17 protein-coding genes are annotated in these 17544 nt (G+C 64.8%); 4 read left to right on the top strand and 13 right to left on the bottom strand.

Translation table 11 applies throughout. From position 1 onward, the window contains the following. Positions 1 to 74 precede the first annotated feature (74 nt). The 9 genes from tatC to IVB50_RS16935 form a co-directional block, all read right to left on the bottom strand. Positions 75 to 887, bottom strand: coding sequence for a twin-arginine translocase subunit TatC (tatC, locus tag IVB50_RS16975; RefSeq protein ID WP_247296619.1), 813 nt, complete (start codon positions 885 to 887; stop codon positions 75 to 77). Continuing rightward, positions 884 to 1438, bottom strand: a complete 555-nt coding sequence (tatB, locus tag IVB50_RS16970; protein ID WP_018458029.1) for a Sec-independent protein translocase protein TatB — start codon at positions 1436 to 1438, stop codon at positions 884 to 886. Before tatB ends, tatC begins: the two co-directional genes overlap by 4 nt. Before the next feature lie 88 nt (positions 1439 to 1526). Continuing rightward, positions 1527 to 1763, bottom strand: a complete 237-nt coding sequence (locus IVB50_RS16965; RefSeq protein ID WP_007610722.1) for a twin-arginine translocase TatA/TatE family subunit — start codon at positions 1761 to 1763, stop codon at positions 1527 to 1529. Positions 1764 to 1929: 166 nt separating this feature from the next. Next, the gene (gene scpB / locus IVB50_RS16960) at positions 1930 to 2682 is read right to left on the bottom strand and encodes an SMC-Scp complex subunit ScpB (protein ID WP_018458030.1); all 753 of its coding nucleotides are present in this window, start codon (positions 2680 to 2682) and stop codon (positions 1930 to 1932) included. Between the two features lie 21 nt (positions 2683 to 2703). Continuing rightward, positions 2704 to 3543, bottom strand: coding sequence for a ScpA family protein (locus IVB50_RS16955; protein WP_007590654.1), 840 nt, complete (start codon positions 3541 to 3543; stop codon positions 2704 to 2706). Continuing rightward, positions 3540 to 4568: a beta-N-acetylhexosaminidase gene (gene nagZ, locus IVB50_RS16950; protein ID WP_247296617.1), complete on the bottom strand. Its 1029-nt coding sequence runs from the start codon at positions 4566 to 4568 to the stop codon at positions 3540 to 3542. The genes IVB50_RS16955 and nagZ overlap by 4 nt, the downstream gene beginning before the upstream one ends. A 45-nt stretch (positions 4569 to 4613) precedes the next feature. Beyond that, positions 4614 to 6188 carry an SPOR domain-containing protein gene (locus IVB50_RS16945; protein WP_247296838.1) on the bottom strand — a complete coding sequence of 525 codons (1575 nt, stop codon included), beginning with the start codon at positions 6186 to 6188 and terminating at the stop codon, positions 4614 to 4616. 139 nt (positions 6189 to 6327) lie between these two features. Continuing rightward, on the bottom strand, positions 6328 to 8118 hold the full coding sequence (argS, locus tag IVB50_RS16940) for an arginine--tRNA ligase (protein WP_247296615.1): 1791 nt from the start codon (positions 8116 to 8118) through the stop codon (positions 6328 to 6330). Between the two features lie 9 nt (positions 8119 to 8127). Continuing rightward, positions 8128 to 9336, bottom strand: a complete 1209-nt coding sequence (locus tag IVB50_RS16935; RefSeq protein WP_085362127.1) for a deoxyguanosinetriphosphate triphosphohydrolase — start codon at positions 9334 to 9336, stop codon at positions 8128 to 8130. Positions 9337 to 9468: 132 nt separating this feature from the next. On the opposite strand from IVB50_RS16935, the gene erpA reads away from it, so the two are divergent. Beyond that, positions 9469 to 9798 carry an iron-sulfur cluster insertion protein ErpA gene (erpA, locus tag IVB50_RS16930; protein WP_007610737.1) on the top strand — a complete coding sequence of 110 codons (330 nt, stop codon included), beginning with the start codon at positions 9469 to 9471 and terminating at the stop codon, positions 9796 to 9798. 9 nt (positions 9799 to 9807) lie between these two features. On the opposite strand, the gene IVB50_RS16925 is transcribed toward erpA, so the two are convergent. Further along, positions 9808 to 12138 (bottom strand): ATP-binding protein, encoded by a 2331-nt coding sequence (locus tag IVB50_RS16925; RefSeq protein ID WP_247296613.1) that lies wholly within the window; start codon positions 12136 to 12138, stop codon positions 9808 to 9810. A 133-nt stretch (positions 12139 to 12271) separates the two neighbouring features. On the opposite strand from IVB50_RS16925, the gene xth reads away from it, so the two are divergent. After that, on the top strand, positions 12272 to 13069 hold the full coding sequence (gene xth / locus IVB50_RS16920) for an exodeoxyribonuclease III (protein ID WP_039800265.1): 798 nt from the start codon (positions 12272 to 12274) through the stop codon (positions 13067 to 13069). A gap of 15 nt (positions 13070 to 13084) precedes the next feature. Here the strand turns inward: xth and IVB50_RS16915 are convergent, their stop codons facing one another. Both IVB50_RS16915 and ilvD read right to left on the bottom strand, forming a co-directional pair. After that, the gene (locus IVB50_RS16915; RefSeq protein WP_026233489.1) at positions 13085 to 13906 is read right to left on the bottom strand and encodes a tetratricopeptide repeat protein; all 822 of its coding nucleotides are present in this window, start codon (positions 13904 to 13906) and stop codon (positions 13085 to 13087) included. Further along, positions 13893 to 15617: a dihydroxy-acid dehydratase gene (ilvD, locus tag IVB50_RS16910; RefSeq protein ID WP_247296611.1), complete on the bottom strand. Its 1725-nt coding sequence runs from the start codon at positions 15615 to 15617 to the stop codon at positions 13893 to 13895. Before ilvD ends, IVB50_RS16915 begins: the two co-directional genes overlap by 14 nt. A 693-nt stretch (positions 15618 to 16310) precedes the next feature. Here ilvD and IVB50_RS16905 point away from each other — a divergent pair. Both IVB50_RS16905 and IVB50_RS16900 read left to right on the top strand, forming a co-directional pair. Continuing rightward, entirely contained in the window at positions 16311 to 16577 is a 267-nt protein-coding gene (locus tag IVB50_RS16905) for a hypothetical protein (RefSeq protein WP_204511292.1), read from the top strand. After that, positions 16577 to 16798, top strand: coding sequence for a hypothetical protein (locus tag IVB50_RS16900; RefSeq protein WP_018458040.1), 222 nt, complete (start codon positions 16577 to 16579; stop codon positions 16796 to 16798). Before IVB50_RS16905 ends, IVB50_RS16900 begins: the two co-directional genes overlap by 1 nt. Before the next feature lie 26 nt (positions 16799 to 16824). Here the strand turns inward: IVB50_RS16900 and IVB50_RS16895 are convergent, their stop codons facing one another. Continuing rightward, positions 16825 to 17403 (bottom strand): hypothetical protein, encoded by a 579-nt coding sequence (locus IVB50_RS16895; RefSeq protein WP_018458041.1) that lies wholly within the window; start codon positions 17401 to 17403, stop codon positions 16825 to 16827. Positions 17404 to 17544 lie beyond the last annotated feature (141 nt).

The following is a 17544-nucleotide window of genomic DNA, read 5'->3' as shown; positions in this document are numbered from 1 at the left end:
CACTGATTCCCCATAGGCCGCGGCGTACTGGATTCCCCGCTTTCGCGGGGAATGACACCGGAGTATGGGGCGCCCTACTCTGCCGGATTAACCGGCGTCGATACGTCGGTGCCGCTAGAGGCTTGCGAAGCTGCAGCCTTCTTCTCCACAATTCCCACCGCGATGATCGAGCCCTCGTAGAGCGCGAGCAAGGGAATCGCGAGCGAGCACTGGCTGAGCACATCGGGCGGGGTCAGAACGGCCGCGATGACGAAGGCAACGACGATGAAATAGCGGCGCTTCTCGCGCAGCATTTTAGACGTGACGATGCCGATGCGCCCCAGCAGCGTCAGGATCACCGGAAGCTGGAAGGCGATGCCGAAGGCGAAGATCAGCGACATCATCAGCGACAGATATTCGCCGACCTTGGGCAGCAGCTGGATCTGCGCGGTCTCGTCACTGCCGGCCTGCTGCATGCCGAGCGAGAAGCGGACCAGCATGGGCAGCACGACGAAATAGACCAGTGCTGCGCCCAGCACGAAGAAGAACGGGGTCGCGACCAGATACGGCAGGAAGGCCTGCTTCTCGTGCTTGTAGAGTCCGGGAGCGACGAACTTATAGATTTGTGTCGCGACGATCGGGAACGAGATGAAGCCGGCGCCGAACAGCGCGAGCTTGAGCTGGGTGATGAAATATTCCAGCAGCGCGGTGTAGATGAATTTCGAGTTCTCGGGACCCGCGATCCACACGAACGGCCAGACCAGCACGTTGTAGATCTGCTTGGCGAAGAAGAAGCAGAAGATGAAGGCAATGCCGAAGCCGAGCAGCGCTTTGATCAGCCGCGAACGCAGCTCGATCAAATGGTCCATCAGGGGAGCTTTGCTGGCCTCGATATCGGCGGCGCTCATGACGCTTTGGCGCCCTTAATCGCCTCGGCCGGCGCAGTGTCCTGGGTGACCGAATCTTGCGTGACCGAACCTTGAGCGACCTGCGCCTGCTCGACCTCACGGGTGATGGCGAGCGGCTCGTTCACGGCCGCATGTGCCTCGGCTTCCACGAAGGTCTCCGGCGTCGGCGCTTCCGGCGTGGTGGGCGTCGTCAGCGCTTCGCTTGAAGTCGCCGACGGTTCGACAGCGGTGGAGATCGAGGTCTCGGCGGGCTTGTCCAGCGCATCGACGCGGAGCGCGTCGCTGACGTCTTTCTGGAGCGAGGTCATCAAATTGTTGCCGGCGAAGCCGGAAGCCGCTTCCTTGACCTCGTCGAAGCTCTTCTTGAGGTCGGCCATTTCGGCCTCGCGCATCGCTTCCTGGAATTGGCCCTGGAATTCGGCGGCCATCTTGCGCGCCTTGCCCATCCACTGCCCGACCATGCGCAGCACGCCCGGCAGCTCTTTCGGGCCGATGGCGATCAGGGCCACGACCCCGATCAGGACCAGTTCACTCCACCCGATGTCGAACATGAGGTCTTCCGTTCACGCCAGCCGCAGCCGGCCCAATCCCTCGCGCGCAGGATCGGGTCCGCTACCCGCGTCTCGCGTGCTCTCTGGCTCAGACGGCCTTGCTGCCGACGTCCGACCGTGCCGCGGTCGGCGCGGCATTGTTGTGCTCGATGGACTTGGCCGGCTCGGGCTTGTCGGCGACCTTGTCGTCGTCCTGCATGCCCTTCTTGAACGCCTTGATGCCCTGCGCCACGTCGCCCATCAGATCCGAGATCTTGCCGCGACCGAACAGCAGCAGGACCACTGCGATCACCAGGACCCAGTGCCAAATGCTGAGTGAACCCATCCTGCAACCCTCCAAACGCGCATGGCCGGGGACCGGCCGATCTTCACCGAAACCTAGGCTTGGCAGGTGTCAAAAACAAGGACCAAGGCAGCGCCAATTCGCTGTTGGCGCTACGTAAATTTGCTAGTGTTAACTGGTCGCAGGCGGCCGGTAAAAGGCCGGGACGTCAGTCCTCGCTGCCACCCCCGCCCCCCTCATGGCCGCCTTCCGGCGGCGTCTCGGGCTCGACCGCGGGCGCCAGCGCCAGATCAAGGTCCTCGCCCGGCTCCAGCGGATCCTCGTCTTCCCGCAAAGTCGGGTCATCCGACGGCGTCGGCACGCTGAATCCGGTCGGCAGGCGCGAATCCAGCAGGCCCGTGCCCTTCAGCTCCTCCAGGCCCGGCAAATCGCCGAGCTGTTCCAGAGTAAACTGCGACAGGAAGTCCTCGGTGGTTCCGAAGGTCAAGGGACGGCCCGGCGTCTTGCGACGACCGCGCGGCTTGATCCAGCCGGTTTCCAGCAGCACGTCCAGCGTGCCCTTCGAGGTGACGACGCCGCGGATCTCCTCGATCTCGGCGCGCGTCACCGGCTGGTGATAGGCGATGATCGCCAGCACCTCGATCGCGGCGCGCGACAGGCGGCGGGTCTCGGTGCTCTCGCGGGTCATCAGCCAGGCGAGATCGCCCGCGGTGCGGAAGGTCCATTTGTTAGCGACCCGCACGAGATTCACGCCGCGCAGGGAGTAGTCGGCCTGCAACTGCTCGAGCGCGGCCTTCACGTCGACGCCCTCGGGCATGCGCTTGGCCAGCGTCGCGGTGTCCAGCGGTTCATTCGAAGCGAACAGCAGCGCTTCCAGCAGCCGCAATTCTTCGGGACGTGCCTGGGACTCGTTCTCCATCGGCTCGGCCTCTTCTACCCGCACTTCAGCCAGGCTTGCCATGGCAGATTCTCCTTGTTGCACTTAAGCGACCGGCGCATCGGGCGCAGGAGCTGCGTCCATGACCGGCTTGGGGCGCCCCTTCCGGAAATAGATGGGCGCAAACGCCTCTTTCTGATTCAGCTCGAGCTGACCTTCGCGCACCAGCTCGAGCGCAGCCGCGAAACTCGAGGCGAGCACCGTCGCGCGCTGCGTCGGATCGGCGACATGCTGAAGCAGAAAATCGTCGAGAACGCCCCAATCGTCTTGCTCGCTGATGCTTCCGACGAGCCGCTCCAGCGTGGCGCGCGCCTCGGCAAGCGACCACACCGTGCGCTTGGCCAGATGCACGCTCGCCAGCACGCGCGACTGGCGCTGCGCGGCATAGGCGGTGAGCAGGTCATAGAGCGTTGCCGTGTATTTCGGATGCTTGATCTCGGCGATCTGCTCGGGCTCGCCGCGCGGGAAGATGTCGCGCAGCAATTGCTGCCGGTTCATCAGCCGGTTGGCGGCTTCACGAATCGCCTCCAGCCGGCGCAGGCGGTTGGCGAGCGCCGTCGCCATCTGCTCCGCGCTCGGGCCTTCCGCACTCGGCGGCTCCGGCAGCAGCAGACGCGATTTCAAGAAGGCGAGCCATGCCGCCATCACGAGATAGTCGGCGGCGAGCTCGAGGCGGATCTTTCGCGCGGCTTCGATGAAGTGGAGATATTGGTCGGCGAGCGCCAGGATCGAGATCTTGGCGAGATCTACCTTCTGCTGCCGCGCCAGTGCGAGCAGCAGGTCGAGCGGACCTTCATAACCCTCGACGTCCACCACCAACGCCGGCTCACCCTCGGCGAGCTCTGCGGGCCGCCCGGTTTCAAACGATAGGATTTCTGCGGTCATGCCGATGCCGTGTTTGCCCGTGCGATCAATGCCTCCAGTTCGGCGCGCGCGGCCGCGCGATCGAACGGTTGCGGTCCTTTACGCGCAGCGAGCGCGGCGTTCGCCCGCTCCAGCGCCCTGCCCGCCAGTTCGGGTGTCTGGCCGGCGACCTCACGCATTTCCTCGATGTTGCCGTTGCAATGCAGGGCCATGTCGCAGCCGGCCGCAAAAATGGCGCGGGTCCGTTCGGCGATGTTGCCCGACAGCGCGTTCATCGACACGTCATCACTCATTAACAAACCCTGGAACCCGATTGCGCCGCGAATCACCTCAGCGATCATTGTCGCAGATGTCGTCGCCGGATGGGCGGGGTCGACCGCGCTAAACACAACATGTGCAGTCATGGCCATCGGCAAATCCGCCAAAGGCTTGAATGCCGCGAAGTCGGTGCGATCCAGTTCGTCGCGCGACGTCTCGACCGTCGGCAGATTGAAATGGGTATCGGCCGTAGCTCGGCCATGGCCGGGGATGTGCTTGAGCACCGGCAACACGCCACCCTGTTCCAGGCCCTCGGTGACCGCGCGGGCGATCGCGGCGACCTTTCCCGGTTCGGTGCCGTAAGCCCTGTTCCCGATGACGGCGTTGGCGCCAGCCACCGGCACGTCGGCCAGCGGCAAGCAATCCACGGTAATGCCGAGATCTGCGAGATCGCACGCGATCAGCCGGGCGCTGAGGCGCGCCGCGGTCAGCCCGAGCGCCGAATCAGTATCGTAGAGGCCTGCGAAAATAGCGCCCGGCGGATAGACCGGCCAATGCGGCGGCGTCAGGCGCTGCACCCGCCCACCCTCCTGATCGATCAGGACAGGGGCATCAGCGAAACCCGCAACCGCCCGCAATTCCGCAACGAGTGCAGCAACTTGAGCCGGCGTCTCGACATTGCGCTTGAAGAGGATGAAGCCCCACGGGCGTTCGCTGCGGATAAACTCCCGCTCGGCGGCGGTTAGTTCCGTTCCGGAAACGCCGGTAATGAAGGCCCGCGTGCTCATACGGCCGATTAACCCTGACCCGCGAGAGGGTCAAGGAAACGGCCGTTAATTCCTCTGGACGAAGCAGGCAGACAGGCCAGCGGATTTCAAACTGTTGCAGGCCTGGTTCGCCTCTTCGAGCGATCCGTACGGCCCAGCGAAGGCGCGGTAGACGATTCCCTTGCCCTTGTCGGTCAGGTCGACCCGCTTGACCACGGGTGCGCGGGAGCCAAGCACGCTGCCGTACTTGCTCTGAAGCACCCGGTAGGAGGCGTGGGCGCTATCCTCGGTCTGCTGCGAGGAGACCTGCACGACGTAGCCGCCGCCACCGCTGCTCGCGGGCGCAATTTGCGTCGGATTGGTCGCAGCCATCCGCTGCGGTGGCTCCGCGGCCGGCGCCGATTGCGGCGCGAGCGAGAGCGGCTGATTGGCACTGGCATTGGCCGAGGTCGGCGGCGTGCGTGGTGCAGCTGGTGCCGCAACGGGCTTCGGGAGAGCTGTCGGCTTCGCGGCCGTGGCCGCTTGCGACGCGGTGGCGTCGGTCTGATCGCCCTTCACGGCCACGGTCCTGATCGCGCGCGGCGAATTGTTCGGCAGCGTGCCGTTGCTCGGATTCGGGCCCGCACTCGACAGCGGAATGCTGGACGGCGACACGCTCGCGACTGGCGGCGGGTTCGCGTTCTGGTTCAGCGCCGGGAACACCACGCGGGGACCTCCCGCCTTGGCGTTGACGTCGACAGGCGCCTCCTCGCGCGGCACGATCTTCTCGGCGCCATCTCCGGTGACCATGCGGTCCGGTACCTTGGCCGAGGAGTCCGACGGCGCCGGCACGATTTTGGTCGGCGTGTTGTCGGCCTTGATGATCGGCGGCTCGCCGCTGCGGGGCGAGCCCACATAGGTCTTGTAAGCGAACGCAGCGCCGGTCCCGACCACTGCAAGGGCCAGGATCGCCGCGACGGTCATCATGCCGCCGCGCTGCTTCTTCGGCTCGTCGAGATCGGCCTCGGGATAGTCGCTCTGGAACGCGTAAGGATCGTCGGGATAGGCGGGATCGCGCTGATAGTCCTGCTCGCCCGCCTCCAGCCGTCCGTAGAGCGCCTCGTCGTAGCGCGCCGGATCGGGCTGCTGGTGGGCTTGCTCCTGGTAAGCCTGATCGGGCTGCTGATATGCCTGATCCTGATAGGCCTGCCCCTGATGGGTGCGAGCTTGATAGGCCTGATCCGGATAGGCCTGCGGCTGACGATAATCAGGTTCAGGCTCGGGCGCAGTCGGCTGGGCTGAATAACGATGCAGTGGATGAACCGGGTTTACGGAAGCGGGATAGGCAGGCTCAGCTGGCACCGTCTGCGGCTGCACATTGGCGCGCCGCATCCATGAGGGTGGCCCGGGCGGCGGCGGGGCCTGCTCGGCATAGTCCTGCTGGCCATCGTCCTGGCGATAGTCGTCGTCCTGATAGCTCTGGGCAGGCGCAGGAGCTGCAGGCGGGTGCACGCCCGGCCGCCCTTGCGCTGCGAACGGATCGGTCTGCCCGATCAGGCGGGCAAGTTCGGCCAAGGGATCACCGCTCTCCGCCCTCCCATGCTGATCGCCACCGCGATAGTCATCGGAAGGAAACGGTCTGTCCTGATATCGTTCGGCCATCGTGATGATGCGTCCCTTCGGGAAAGCCGCGCGCCCCTCGACCAAGGCGCGGCTTTCGACCCACAAGGCTTTCAACCAAGTCTAAGCGATCCGGCTTCTGCCGGTTACCCCCGAAATCCCTTAAGTAGTTCGCCCCAAACTACCGCATCTCGTCCGGAGCATGGACGCCGAGGATGGCGAGGCCCGATGCCAGGACAGAGACGACGCCCTGGACCATGGCCAGCCGCGCCTTCGTTAGATCTGCATCATTATTGATAATGAAGCGTAAATAGGGCAAATCGCGCCCCTTCGTCCAAAGTGCATGAAATTCGCTGGCTAAATCATAGAGATAGAAGGCAATTCGGTGCGGCTCGTGGGCGGTTGCGGCCGCTTCCAGCATGCGCGGAAATATTGCGAGCCGCTTAAGAAGGTCGAGTTCAGCCGGGTCCGACAGCCGTTCCACCGCCGACTCACCCAGCCAGGCGATGCGCTTTTCCGTTTCCTCCGGGAGTTCCGGGAACACCTCGGCCCGGGCGTTGCGGAAGATCGAGTGGCCGCGGGCGTGGCCGTACTGCACGTAGAACACCGGGTTGTCGCGCGACTGTTCCATGACCTTGGCGAGGTCGAAGTCGAGCACCGCGTCGTTCTTGCGGTAGAGCATCATGAAGCGGACGGCGTCCTGGCCGACTTCATCCACCACCTCACGCAAGGTGACGAAGTCCCCGCTCCGCTTGGACATTTTCACCGGCTCGCCGTTGCGCAGCAACTTCACCAGCTGGACGATCTTGACGTCGAGCGCCCCCTTGCCGGAGGTGGTCGCCTTCACCGCCGCCTGCATGCGCTTGATGTAGCCGCCATGGTCGGCGCCCCAGACGTCGATCATCTCCGCGAAACCACGGTCGAACTTGTTCTTGTGGTAGGCGATGTCGGCGGCGAAGTAGGTGTAGGAATTATCCGACTTGATCAGCGGGCGATCGACGTCGTCGCCATAGGCGGTCGCCTTGAACAGCAACTGCTCGCGATCTTCCCAATCCTCGGCCGGAGCCCCCTTTGGGGGCGGCAGACGGCCCTGGTAGACGTCGCCCTTGGCGCGCAGGAAATCGATGGTCTCGGCGACCTTGTTGTTGCCGGCGTCCTGTAGCGAGCGCTCGGAGAAGAACACGTCGTGGCGGATGTTGAGCGCGGCGAGATCATCCTTGATCTCGTCCATCATCATCGCGATCGCCTTGGCGCGCACCGTCGGTAGCCACGCGCCCTCGCTCACGGCGAGGAGCTTGTCGCCGTGCTCCTGCGCCAGCGCCCGCCCGACCGGCTTCAGATAGTCGCCGGGATAAAGGCCTTCCGGCATCGCGCCGATGTCTTCGCCGAGCGCCTCGCGATACCGGAGGAACGCGGAGCGGGCGAGCACGTCGACCTGCGCGCCGGCGTCGTTGATGTAATATTCGCGCGTGACGTCACGGCCTGCGAATTCAAGCAGGCTCGCCAGCGCATCGCCGAACACGGCGCCGCGGCAATGGCCGACATGCATCGGTCCGGTGGGGTTGGCGGAGACATATTCGACGTTGACCTTGGAGCCGCCGCGGACGCGGCCGTAATCGGCGCCCTCGCGCAGCACGGTCCGTAGCGCCTCGGCCCATGCGGCCGGCTCCAGCGTCAGGTTGATGAAGCCTGGACCTGCGACGTCGACCTTGGCGATCAATGGGTCCGCGCGCAGCCGTTCGGCGATCTGCTCGGCGAGGTCGCGCGGCTTTGCCTTTGCCTCTTTCGCAAGCACCATGGCTGCGTTGGTCGCCATGTCGCCATGGGAAGCATCGCGCGGCGGCTCGACCACCACGCGCGAGAAATCGATGCCCTCGGGCCAGTTGGCTTCCGCCGCGAGCGCGCGGCAGACCGCGTGCACGCGTGCGAGCACGTCGGCGAACAGGTGCAGTGCTGAGGATGTGTCGGGCATGGGCGCCGCCTAACGCAAATCCGGGGTCGAGTCAAAGAGCCGCTGGTGCTCGGTCAGGGCGAAACGGTCGGTCATTCCGGCAATGAAATTCCCGATCCGGCGGGCCCGGTCGCCCTCGTTGTCCGCCTCCGCCCCGACCAGCCATTCCGGCGGCAGCTCGCCGGGCGAGGTGAGGTATTTTGCGAACAGGTCGAACAGGATCTGTTCCGCCTCGCCCATCACCCGCATGACCCGCTTGTGGCGGTACATGTGCTGATAGAGAAAGCGCTTGATGGCGGCCTCCTCCTCGGCGACCGCGGCGGGGAATGCGATCAATGCCCGGCTCTGCTGGCGCACGTCCTGTGCGGATTGCGGTTTCACGGCGGTAAGGTTTATCTGGGCCTCGGCGAACACGGCACCGATCAAGTGTGAGATCAGCTCGCGCACCAGCTCGGCGCCGCGCCTGACGTCTTCGAGATCGGGGTAATGCGCAGAAGTCTCGGCGATGATCTCCGCGGTCAGCGGCATCACCTTGAGGTCGTCGAGGTGAAACAGGCCGGCGCGCAGACCGTCGTCGATATCGTGGGCATCATAGGCGATGTCGTCCGCGATCGCGGCGACCTGTGCCTCCAGCGAGGCGAAACTCCACAATTCGAGATCATAGATCTTGATGTAGTCGGCGATGCCGACGGGAACGCCGCGCTCGCGATAACGCCCGGCCGGCGCACCGCTGCGATCGGTCAGCGGGCCGTTGTGCTTGACGATGCCCTCCAGCGCTTCCCAGGTCAGGTTGAGCCCGTCGAATTCGGGATAGCGCTGTTCCAGGGCCGCAACGACGCGGAGCGTCTGGGCGTTGTGATCGAAGCCGCCAAAATCCTTCAGGCAGGCGTCCAGCGCCCGCTCGCCGGCGTGCCCGAACGGCGGATGGCCGAGATCGTGGGCGAGCGCCAGGGTTTCCGTGAGGTCCTCGTCCAGCCCGAGCTGCCGGGCCAGCGCGCGGGCGATCTGCGCCACCTCCAGCGAATGGGTCAGCCGGGTGCGGTAGTGGTCGCCCTCGTGGAACACGAACACCTGGGTCTTGTATTTCAGCCGGCGGAACGCGGTGGAATGGATCACCCGGTCGCAATCCCGTCGAAACGGGCTGCGGGTCCGGCTTGGCGGTTCCGCGACCAATCGGCCGCGACTGCGCTCGGGATCGCAGGCATAGGGCGCGTGGGGGGCAGCCATTCCGACGGACACGGCGAATTTAGTCTCTATCCATTTGATTCTGCGTATGGTGGCACTTAACTATGCCGGACGCGGGATACCAACTGAATAGGGCACGTGACCTTCAGGTGACCTTGGTGTGAGCGGGCCTATCGGAGACGAACGATGACGACTGACGTGACCATCAGTGACAAGGCCGCACGCCGGATTGGGGAGATCCTCAAGGGCGAAGGGTCTGGCGCGATGCTGCGGATCTCGGTCGAGGGCGGAGGCTGTTCCGGTTTCCAGTACAAGTTCGACATTGACCGTGCCCGCACTGACGACGATCTCGTGATCGAGCAGGACAATGCGGTGGTGCTGGTCGATTCCGCCTCGCAGCCGTTCCTGGCGGGGTCGCAGGTCGATTTCGTCGACGATCTGATCGGCGCCTCGTTCCGCGTCAACAATCCGAACGCCACGGCGTCCTGCGGCTGCGGGACCAGCTTCTCGATCTGACGTCGCCGGCTAGGCGCCGGTCATCTGCCTTTCCTCGTCCGTCCACTCCACGTCGACCGACATGAGCTCCGGCTGAAGTGGTGCGTCTCCCGCCATCACATGTCCATCGAGCGCGCGCAGCAGCGCCGCCAGCAGCGCGGGTTTGCGTAGCGGCTTGGCCAGGAAGTCCGACATGCCGGCCTCGCGGCAGATCTTGACGTCCTCGGGGAAGGCATTGGCGGTGAGCGCGATGATCGGCAAGGATTCGAATCGGCCACCTTGCGCACGGATCGCCCGGGTTGCGGCAAGGCCGTCCATGTCGGGCATCCGCACGTCCATCAGCACGAGATCGTAGTCTTCCTCCGAGGCCGCCGCGACGGCCTCGACGCCGTCGGTGACGACGCGCAGCTCGACGTCGAAGGCCCCTAACATCTTGCTCACGACCATGCGGTTGACGGCGTCGTCCTCGGCGACCAGCACCCTCAGCGGTCGGTCGAGACTCGCGATACGCGCCTTGAGGTCGTCGGCTTCGTCGCGGTCGGCAATGTAGTCGGATGCCTGCTCCTGGCTCCAGGGCAGCACCAGCGTGAAGCTGAATGTCGAGCCCTCGCCCGGCGTCGAGGTGACGCCGATGGTGCCGCCCATCTGTTCGATGATGCGCCGGGAGATCGCAAGCCCAAGCCCGGTGCCGCCGAAGCGGCGGCTGATCGAGGCGTCGGCCTGCGCGAAGTCGGAGAAGAGCTGGCCAAGCTTCTCGGGGGCGATGCCGATACCGCTGTCGGTCACGCTCCATTCGACGGTGGCGAGCAGATCGCGGCGGGCCTGACAGACGGCTGCGATCGTGACTTCGCCTTGGTCGGTGAACTTCACCGCGTTGGATGCGAGGTTGAGCAGGACCTGGCGGATACGCGCGACATCGCCGCGCAGCGTCGGCGGCAGGTTCGGATCGAGCTTGACCTTGACCGCGAGCCCCTTGCTCTTGGCACTCGCGCGCACGACGGTCGCCAATGTCTCTACCAGCGCCTGCGGCGCGAAGTCGATCACCTCGAACGCGAAGCGTCCAGCCTCGAGCTTGGAGAGGTCCAGGATGTCGTTGAGGATGCGCTGGAGATTGTCGCCGGACTCGCGGATCGTGGTGACGGCCTCGTGCTGCTCCGGATCGAGTTTTGTCTCCAGAAGCATGCTGGCAAGCCCGAGCACGCCGTTCATCGGCGTGCGGATCTCGTGGCTCATCACCGCGAGGAAATCCGATTTGGCGCGGCTCTCGGCCTCGGCCTTTTCCGCGCGCCAGCGCTCGGTCACGTCGCGGCCGAAGCCGCGATAGCCGAGGAATTGACCGTCGCGGTCGTAGGCCGGCTTCGCGGTGAGCGACCACAGCCGCGCCTCGCCGCCGGCGACGACCTTGAGATTCATCTCGTGCAGCGGTTCGGCGTGCTCCATCAGGCCGACGACATTGTAGGCCGCGCTCTTGTCTTCGGGGCACAGCATGTCGAGCACGTCGGCGAAATGCGAGCCCTTCAGCAAGGGCAGTGGCAGCTGTGCGACCGCGGCGAAGCGCTCGGGCACGTCGACCAAATGCCCTTCGGCGTCGGTCTGCCACAGCCAGTCGCTGGCGTTCTCCTGAAAATCTTTCAGCAACAGCGAGATGATCTCGGTCTGGCGCTCGAGCTCAAGCTGGGCCTTGAGATTGCCAAGGAACAGATTGCCTTGCGAGACGATGTTGCGCGCCATGAAGAACGCGAACAGCAGCAGGAACACGGCGGTCACGAGGTAAGGCCCGGTGCCGCATAACAGCAACGCACCGGCACAGGCGATCGTCGTCGTCGCGAGATAGACAAGGCCCGCACGCGGGAAGGTCGAGAGCGTGAAGGCACCGCCGGACATCATGCCGACCATAAGGCAGGCCAGAATGAGCTGACTGGTCGGCTCGATGCGGCTGAACAGCGCGACCGGCAGCGTGCCCCAGATTGCGGCGAGGAAGAACGCCTGCCGCAACATCTGCCGCGCGGCGCGGGGTGAGGCTTCCTGAGGCGGGCTTTGGTGGGAGCGCCGCCACGCGCGCACCGCAAGCGAGGCGGCGGTCGCGAGGGTCATGCCCCAGATCGCGAGAAAGTCGTTCCAGCCACGACCCCAGAACAAAATCAGCACCACCGCGACGTTGAGCATAGTGACGGCCATCGTCACCGGGATCAGGCGTATCACCGCGTCGATCTGCTTGGCACGGATGCGGCTCAGCTCGCGCTCGCTGAGACCGGCGGTCAGGCCGTCCTCGATCTCGTAGCCGCCGAGCCAGTACAGGAACGCGCCGATCAACCCGTCGCGGGGCTCGGTTCGCTTCATGGCTTTGTTCGGCCGTCCCATTCGAAAAACCTTTTCACGATCAATGGACCGGGCCCGACTTAAGCCGGGTTAATTTTGTGGGAGATTTCGCAGCGTCCTTGACGGGCGCGTTTGCATTTTGTTCTAACCATGGCCCCTGCCCGGAGCCGCCAAGATGCCCATCAGAATAGCCACCTGGAACGTGAACTCGGTCCGGCAGCGCATCGATCTCCTCCTGACCTGGCTGAAGGAGTGCCAGCCGGACATCGTCTGCCTCCAGGAGATCAAATGCGTCGACGACGCCTTCCCGCGGCTGGAGATCGAGGCGCTCGGCTACAACGTGGTCACCCACGGGCAGAAGACGTTCAACGGTGTCGCCCTGCTCTCCAAGCTCCGGTTCGACGAGACCAAGTCGGGGCTGGCCGGCGACGACGAGGATGCGCATGCCCGCTTCCTCGAAGGCGTGGTGACGCTCAAGTCCGGCGTGCTGCGCATCGCCTGCCTCTATCTGCCCAATGGCAACCCGGTCGGGACCGAGAAATATCCCTACAAGCTCAAATGGATGTCGCGGCTTCTTGAGTATTCGAAGGAGCGCCTCAAGACCGAGGAGCCGCTGATCCTCGCAGGCGACTTCAACGTCATCCCGCATGCCCGGGACGTCCATAATCCCGCCGCCTGGATCGAGGACGCCCTGTTCAAGCCCGAGACGCGGGAAAGTTTTCAGTCCCTGCTCGGCCTCGGCCTGACCGATGCGCTTCGGGCCGTCACCGACGAGCCCGGGCTCTACACGTTCTGGGACTACCAGGCCGGCGCCTGGCAGAAGAACCACGGCCTGCGGATCGACCACCTTCTGCTGTCGCCACAGGCCAGCGACCGGCTCGCCAATGTCGGCATCGACAGCTATGTGCGCAGCTGGGAGAAGCCGTCGGACCACGTGCCGGTGTGGGCGGATCTCGATCTTGAGGCGGCGTGAGGCCGCCTCAACCCATCACTCCCGTCGACCCTGCACCCATTGCTCCAGCATCTGCAGGCACATGGCGCGATCGTCGTCGGAGGCCTTTGCGAAGGCGCGGTTGTAGTTTTCCTTGATCCAGGTCTCGTCGCTGCCTGCGCTGTCGCGCGCCAGCGTCAGCCACATCAGGCCGCGCGCGGCCTGCCGCGGCAGGCGGTCGCCGTTGAACAGCATCTGGCCGAGCAGCGCCTGGGCCTCGTGCTGGCCCTTCTGCGCGGCGAGCCCAAGCCAGCGCGCGCCGTAGCGGAAATCCTCGCGCGAAGCGTCCGGCGTCTTCAGGTACAGGCGGGCGAGATCGTATTGCGCATCCGCATTGCCGAAATAGGACGCGGCATAGGAAAACATCTCCCGCGCCCGCTCCTGGTCCGGCTTGACCTTCGAATTCGGGATGCCGCTGAGATAATAGCGGCCGAGCGCCACAAAGGCGTTGGCGACGATCTGCGCCTGCGGCGCGGACGGGCTGTCTTCGGCGTGCGCGTTGGCGATGCGGGTGAAATACTCGAACGCACGCACATCGTCCTGGGCGACGCCGTCGCCATTGGCGTACATGCGGCCGAGCTTCCACTGCGCGATGGGGTGGCCACCCTCCGCGGCATATTGCAGGGCGCTGAGCGAGGTTTCCTGGGGCACGACTGGCGGTACATTGCGCACCTTGCCTGCTGCGCCCGGCAAGGTCGTGACCACCGGGATGGTCGCATCCTTCTGGCTGACGGGTGCGCCGTCAAAGGCGAGAGCCGGCGCGGCCAGCGCGGCAGCCCCCAACACAAACGCAACGATGGTACGCCTAGATGTCCGCATAGCACTGTTTCTCGTGCGCGCCGCCCGGATGGGTCACTGCCCCACCGACCGCTGGTCCAACCTGCTGAGCATATTTCCAGAGCGCGCCCGTCGTGTGGTTAGTCGCGCGAGCGGTCCATTTGGTCTTGCGTTGGGCAAGCTCCTGGTCGCTCAATTTTACGTTAAGGGTACCGGCGACCGCGTCGATTTCGATGATATCGCCGTCCTCCAGCAACCCGATCGGGCCGCCGATGGCGGCTTCCGGCCCGACATGGCCGATGCAGAAGCCGCGGGTGGCGCCGGAGAAGCGGCCGTCGGTGATGAGCGCGATCTTGCCGCCCATGCCCTGGCCGGTCAGCGCCGCGGTGGTCTGGAGCATTTCCCGCATGCCGGGACCGCCCTTCGGCCCCTCGTAGCGGATCACGATGACTTCGCCTTCGCGGTAGGTGCGCTTCTGGACGGCCTCGAAAGCATCCTCCTCACGGTCGAAGCACCTGGCCGGACCGGTGAACCTGAGGTTGGACATTCCCGCGACTTTCACGATCGCACCTTCTGGCGCCAGATTGCCCTTCAGACCGACCACACCGCCGGTGACGGTGATGGGCTTGTCTGCCGGGTGCACCACGTCCTGGTGCGGATTCCACTTCACGCTTTTGAGGTTTTCGGCGATCGTTCGACCGGTGACGGTCATGCAGTCACCGTGGAGAAATCCGTTGTCGAGCAGCGTCTTCATCAGAAGCGGTATGCCACCTACTTCAAACATGTCTTTGGCGACATAACGGCCGCCTGGCTTCAAATCCGCGACGTACGGTGTCTTTTTGAAGATTTCGGCGACGTCGAACAGGTCGAACTTGATGCCGCACTCGTGCGCGATTGCCGGCAGGTGCAGTGCAGCATTAGTCGAGCCACCGGACGCGGCGACCACGGCGGCGGCATTCTCCAGCGCCTTGAGGGTGACGATGTCGCGTGGCCGGATGTTTTGGGCGATCAGCTGCATGACCTGCTCGCCCGCGGTCATGCAGAAGGCGTCGCGAATTTCATAGGGTGCCGGAGCACCGGCCGAGTACGGCAAGGCCAGCCCGATCGCCTCGGAGACGGTCGCCATCGTGTTGGCGGTGAACTGCGCGCCGCAGGCACCCGCCGAGGGGCACGCCACGCGCTCGATCTCGTCGAGGTCCTCGTCCGACATTGCGCCGACCGAGTGCTTGCCGACGGCTTCGAACATGTCCTGCACGGTCACCTGCTGGCCCCGGAAATTGCCGGGCAGGATCGAGCCGCCATAGATGAAGATCGAGGGCACGTTGAGACGGACCATCGCCATCATCATGCCCGGCAGCGACTTGTCGCAGCCGGCCAGGCCAACGAGAGCGTCATAGGCGTGGCCGCGGATCGTCAGTTCGACGGAATCGGCGATGCATTCGCGCGACGGCAGCGAGGAGCGCATGCCGTCATGCCCCATCGCGATGCCGTCGGTCACGGTGATGGTGCAGAACTCGCGCGGCGTGCCGCCGGCGGCTGCGACGCCCTTCTTCACCGCCTGCGCCTGGCGCATCAGGGAGATGTTGCAGGGCGCGGCCTCGTTCCAGCACGAGGCGACGCCGACGAAGGGCTGGTGGATCTGGTCGGTGGTCAGACCCATGGCGTAGAGGTAGGAGCGATGGGGCGCGCGCGCAGGACCTTCCGTCACGTGACGGCTCGGCAGCCTCTGCTTGATGTTGCTCTTCGCGTCCATCGCAAACCAGTTTCCCCGGCCAACCCTTTCAGACCCGAAAAATCAGAGCCAAGACTTTAATCGACCTTTTGAATCGACCTTGGGGATTTCCGTCGTCTTCCAGGATCACCGCTGCCGCTAAAATATTCGAGTGATTTTATTCATGTTCGGGTGTGGCCAAAAAGCGGCGTCGATGCGAACGGACAGAGAAGATGGTTAAATCCGTGACGGGTGTTGCACGGACGGCACAATCGTGGCCGTGAGGACACGATCGAGCTTACTGCGATACCCCCGGCGGGAGGACAATCCACTTCAAGTTTCCGGTGCGTGCCTGCGTTGCAACTTCGGCGCGACCACGAGGCGCAGCCAAGGTGAGTCGGCGCCTTCATCTCCCCGCCTGTCCGGACGCGCTGCAAGGGCGCTGCGTCCAGGCCACAGATCGAAGTGTTGTGCACACTCTCTCCACATCGTCTTTGCGAGCGGAGCGACTTGTCCGCCGAAGCTTTAGCGAAGGCGGAAGCATCCAGAATCCTCCGCGGAAAGACTCTGGATCGCTTCGCTGCGCTCGCAATGACGGAGCAAGGGGCAGCAATCGCCATCCGCCAATGCAGATTCAACTTGCAGACACGCTTCGCGTTCTCGCGGCTGATTCCGCCCGAGCTTTGCTTCGTCGCTTCACCCTCTTGTCCAAGAGGGCGCAGGGTACCCGCTGTCGTGCTCGCCAGCGTGGGCAGCCTGATCGCGGTGCTCGACCATGCGCACGGGCTGATGACGAAACTGTCCATCGCCGTCGTGGTCTGCGCCTGGGTCTGGATCGTCTGTCGATCGCGGACGCGCGGCTTGAAAATCCGATCGTCCGTGCTGGCTGCAATGTGCGCCGCGACCGTTCTGACCGCGACGGCCGCGCTGTGGCCGGTTATGGGGCCCGCCGTCGTCCACACCCTCGGTGTCGCCAAGAAGCCGAAGCCTCCGGCCGGCTGATGGACGCAATCACAATCTTCGGAGTGCTGTCGGTCAGTGCGATGCTGCTGTTTTACGCGCTTGAGCCGCGCGGACCGCATTTCGTGCTGGCCTTCGCGGCAGCCTGCGCGTTCAGCGGGGTCTATGGCTTTCTCCAGGGCGCCTGGCCGTTCGGGTTTGTCGAGACGGTTTGGACAGCGGTCGCCTTGCAGCGCTGGGCAAAGGTCCGGTTATCGGCATGACCGGACTTCAGTGCCTTGGTTGGCGCTCAGTCGTTCCGCATCGCGCGCCCGAACGGATCGGCCAGACGGACGATCTCACAGACGGCGACGAGGCCGGCGAGCCAGATGGCGCTGGTCAGCCCGATCCGGGTCACGATGGCGGCGGTGAAGGCGCCCTCGCCGCCCAGGACCGGCGTCGCGGCAAGCAGCGCGAACTCATAGACCGCGTAGGCGGCAACGAATGCAATCGCAAGCATCAGTGGCGTGCGGCCTCGCGGCAGCCTACGGAGGACCGTCGATGCTGCTGCGGTCGATAGCAGCGCAGCAGCGCCGATGACGAAGCCCCAGGCGATAGTGCTGGGGTCGATCGGATAGTGCAGCGCGCCGAAGCCGATGCCCTGGTTCACCAGCCAGGCGCCGGTGACGACGAGCAGCGCCGGACGCAGCGGCAGCATGGCGGCGGCGACAACCGCGCAAGCCGCAAACGGCGTGGCACAGGCGAATGCAAAGCTTGCCAGCGCGCATGACACGATCAGCAGCGCGAAGCCGAACAGCGGCGCAAGGCGCGCCGCGACCGGGTTAAGGCGGAAACGGTCGCCGAGGGGCGGCAGGATTGGACGGGGCATGGATGAACTCATGCCGACGATCCTAGCACATTTGCACCTGCTTGGATCACCTCCCGCGGCAGTTCCAACCGCCTCATCAGAGGTCCCGACGGATGGTGACGCGCGCCCTCTTGCCCTCAGCTGGCTGCGCTCGGCCCTCTT

Origin of the sequence: Bradyrhizobium sp. 87, assembly GCF_023073015.1 — a bacterium.
GTDB lineage: Bacteria > Pseudomonadota > Alphaproteobacteria > Rhizobiales > Xanthobacteraceae > Bradyrhizobium > Bradyrhizobium canariense_D.
This window is presented reverse-complemented; position numbering and strand designations above follow the sequence as displayed.